The organism is Mesorhizobium sp. M7A.F.Ca.CA.004.04.2.1 (genome assembly GCF_004022825.1).
Classification (GTDB): Bacteria; Pseudomonadota; Alphaproteobacteria; order Rhizobiales; family Rhizobiaceae; genus Mesorhizobium.
This window is the reverse complement of sequence record NZ_RZPH01000817.1, coordinates 1-2780: the sequence shown is the minus strand read 5'-3', so window position 1 is coordinate 2780 and position 2780 is coordinate 1. Positions and strand designations below refer to the sequence as shown.

Genomic DNA, 2780 nt, shown 5'->3' with positions numbered 1-2780 from the left:
GGCGGTCAGCCAGATGGACGGCAGCTCGGGGTGGAAGCCAAGGCTTTTCAACGTCGAGATGAACGAGACGATGAAGGTCATCAACAGCGACAGCACCAGCGGGCTGAGAACAGCGGCATAGCGCGCAGGCAGTTTCCTGCGCTGATATCTTGCATTCATTTCGGGTGTTCCCTGAAAGTGTCCGGTCCGTCGCATTGGCATCCATTCGCCGTGGCCGGCAAAATTGCCCGGAAGACCGGGTTGGGATGCGTTGCTTGACGTCAGACGCTTACGGAGCAGCCGAGGCGCTCGCCGGCCTTCTAGCGGCACGTTCCAGTGAAAGCAAGCCTCTGGCGCCGCATTCAGATACATCGTAAGATATATCTTGACTCCATCGATTGGCTTGCCTAATTAAGATATATCGTAAGATACAACTCAAGGAGCAATCAATGCACAAACATTTTGGGAACAATCATTTCGGCGAACGCATGTTCATGCACATGGCCGGCAAATTTGGTGGCAGAGGGGGCGGCGGTTTTGGCCCGTTCGGGCAGGGCGGTCGCGGTGGCGGGCGCGGCGGCCCGGGCGACATGTTCCGCGCCGGGCGCATGCTGGCCGACGGCGACCTCAAGCTGATCACGTTGTCGCTGCTGGCCGAGGCGCCGCGCCACGGTTACGACATCATCAAGGCCCTGGAAGAGCGCACCAGCGGCATTTACAGCCCGAGCCCGGGCGTGGTCTACCCGACGCTGACCTTCCTGGAAGAGGCCGGCTATGCCGCCTCCGCCGCCGACGGCAACAAGAAGGTGTTTTCGATCACCGAAGCTGGCCAGGCGCATCTCGCCGACAACCGCGAGATGATCGATGGCGTGCTCGACCATCTAGAGCGCTTCGGCCGCAAAATGGCCAAGGCGCGCGACTGGTTCGGCTGGAACGACGAGAGTGAAGAGGGCGGGCGTCGTGGCGGCCGGGGTAGCCGCGGGGATCGTTCGGAAGCGCGCGACGAATTCCGCGCAGTCCGCCACCGACTGCGCGCGGCTCTGGGTGACTTCGTCGACGCCCCGGCCGACAAGCAGGCCGAGGCGATCGCCATCCTCGAAGCCGCCGCCGAGGCGCTGGAAGCGCTGTCGCGCAAGTAAGCTCGTCCAGCCGACCGGACGCAGCCCTTGCCCGCTGGGCCAAGGACCGATAGTGAAATTCATCCCGCGTCACTCTACATGGTGCGGGATGAATGCTGTTGGAGGAAGCCCGATGTCTTTTCTGAAGCGTCTTTTCGGCGGTGGCGCCAGCGGAGCCGAAACGGCTGGACCAACAAGTGCAGCGCCAGCTAAGCAGGTCGAGCACAAGGGCTTCCTGATCAGCGCCACGCCCTACAAGGCGGATGGCCAATACCAGACGTGCGGCGTCGTCTCCAAGGAGATCGACGGTGTGGTGAAGGAACACAAATTCATCCGTGCCGACCGTTTCGCCGGGCTCGACGACGCCGTCGACATCTCGATCAAGAAGGGCATCCAACTGGTCGACGAGCAGGGCGACCGGATTTTTGGGTAGATCACCGCCACAGGTCCATGCGGGCCTTTGCGCCACGATGGACCTCTCGGTCCGGGTTGACCTACGACCGCCGGCGGATCAACTCGTCCTGGCGGGATCGATCGTCATCAGGCGGGCCCTGGCCTCGATCAGATGCCTTCTCGCGGCCCTTATCCGGCCGCACAATGCCAGATTAAGAGCGACGCCGCCTTCCTCGTCCAGCAAGTCATTCGCGCGCTTCAGAGAGTGCTCAGCTCTCCTTATGCGCAGTCTGGCGTTGGCCGCTTCGATGCTGTGAATTTCAATCATTGTGCCGCGTCCTTTGCGGTTCCGGTCCCTTCACGGATTAAACCGCCGCTGATCATATTGGTTCCGGTGCTGTGACCATTCTGCGGCCGCCGCTATTTCGTTGTGGTGTTGAATTCACGGTTCGCCGCATAATCGATAACGAAGGTGCCCTCGGGAGCGCGAACGCCCTGCTTCACATTCGATATAGTCACCGTTGTGGTAAGTCCCTTCTCGTCGGTGAGGCTCCATCTGCGCAGATCGAGCGATTTTCTGTCGAACACCATGGAGATGTTCGAATTGCCGAAAGCCGATCTGTCGGCCAGCTTGACGGTAACTTGGGCGCCGTCGTCTCTGATGCTCTTGAGGCGACTGCCGGAGAAGTCGACCTTGTTGTCGAGCAGCAGCTTCAGCGGCGTCTTCGAGAGAGCATAGAGCCGCGATGTCTTCAGTTTCCTGTTGTAAACCACCAGGGATTTACCATCCGCAATCACGCTGATCCCAGATTGGCCAGCATAATTGAACCGGATCTTGCCCGGGCGTTGGAGAAAAAACCTGCCATGTTTTCTTTCCGCCTTCGGGCCCGACTGCACGAAATCCCCTGACATAGATTTCACCGATGAGAAGTGATCGGCAATCGTCTTCGCATCAACCGGCGCGGCCGAAATCGCAATCGTGGACGCGATATTCAACGCGGCAGCGCCAACAGCGGCAAACAAGAAACCCGGCAACTTTTTGATCCGATAGGCCATTCGATTAACCCCCAAGCAGACGCGTGATCGAAGGAGATCACGCGTCTTGAGATCAGTAACCGTCCGGGCACCGTGCGACGTAAACCCGGCCGTACCGATCGCGATATCTGCACTGGCCGGCTTCGCTGGCGTGGCCGATGACCGCCCCGGCTATCGCTCCGACCGCACCGCCGACAACCGCTCCTTCCACAGGGTCTCCGGCCACCGCGGCGCCTACGGCCGCGCCACCCAAGC

Annotated in this window: 6 protein-coding genes; 2 read left to right on the top strand and 4 right to left on the bottom strand. The window is 60.6% G+C overall.

Annotation, left to right across the window (positions count from 1 at the left end):
- Nucleotides 1–159, bottom strand: a 159-nt coding sequence (locus EN893_RS27565) for a DUF2798 domain-containing protein (RefSeq protein WP_164901154.1), incomplete at its 3' end; no start/stop codon positions are given.
- 269 nt (nucleotides 160–428) lie between these two features.
- Here EN893_RS27565 and EN893_RS27560 point away from each other — a divergent pair.
- Both EN893_RS27560 and EN893_RS27555 read left to right on the top strand, forming a co-directional pair.
- Nucleotides 429–1118, top strand: a complete 690-nt coding sequence (locus EN893_RS27560) for a PadR family transcriptional regulator (RefSeq protein WP_127268096.1) — start codon at nucleotides 429–431, stop codon at nucleotides 1116–1118.
- Nucleotides 1119–1230: 112 nt separating this feature from the next.
- Nucleotides 1231–1530, top strand: coding sequence for an HlyU family transcriptional regulator (locus tag EN893_RS27555; protein ID WP_127268097.1), 300 nt, complete (start codon nucleotides 1231–1233; stop codon nucleotides 1528–1530).
- Between the two features lie 78 nt (nucleotides 1531–1608).
- On the opposite strand, the gene EN893_RS27550 is transcribed toward EN893_RS27555, so the two are convergent.
- The 3 genes from EN893_RS27550 to EN893_RS27540 all read right to left on the bottom strand — a co-directional run.
- Entirely contained in the window at nucleotides 1609–1818 is a 210-nt protein-coding gene (locus EN893_RS27550) for a hypothetical protein (protein ID WP_127268098.1), read from the bottom strand.
- Nucleotides 1819–1910: 92 nt separating this feature from the next.
- Nucleotides 1911–2546 (bottom strand): outer membrane lipoprotein carrier protein LolA, encoded by a 636-nt coding sequence (locus EN893_RS27545; protein ID WP_127268099.1) that lies wholly within the window; start codon nucleotides 2544–2546, stop codon nucleotides 1911–1913.
- Between the two features lie 52 nt (nucleotides 2547–2598).
- Nucleotides 2599–2780 (bottom strand): glycine zipper domain-containing protein (locus EN893_RS27540; RefSeq protein ID WP_128361934.1); only part of this gene is annotated, 182 nt, incomplete at its 5' end.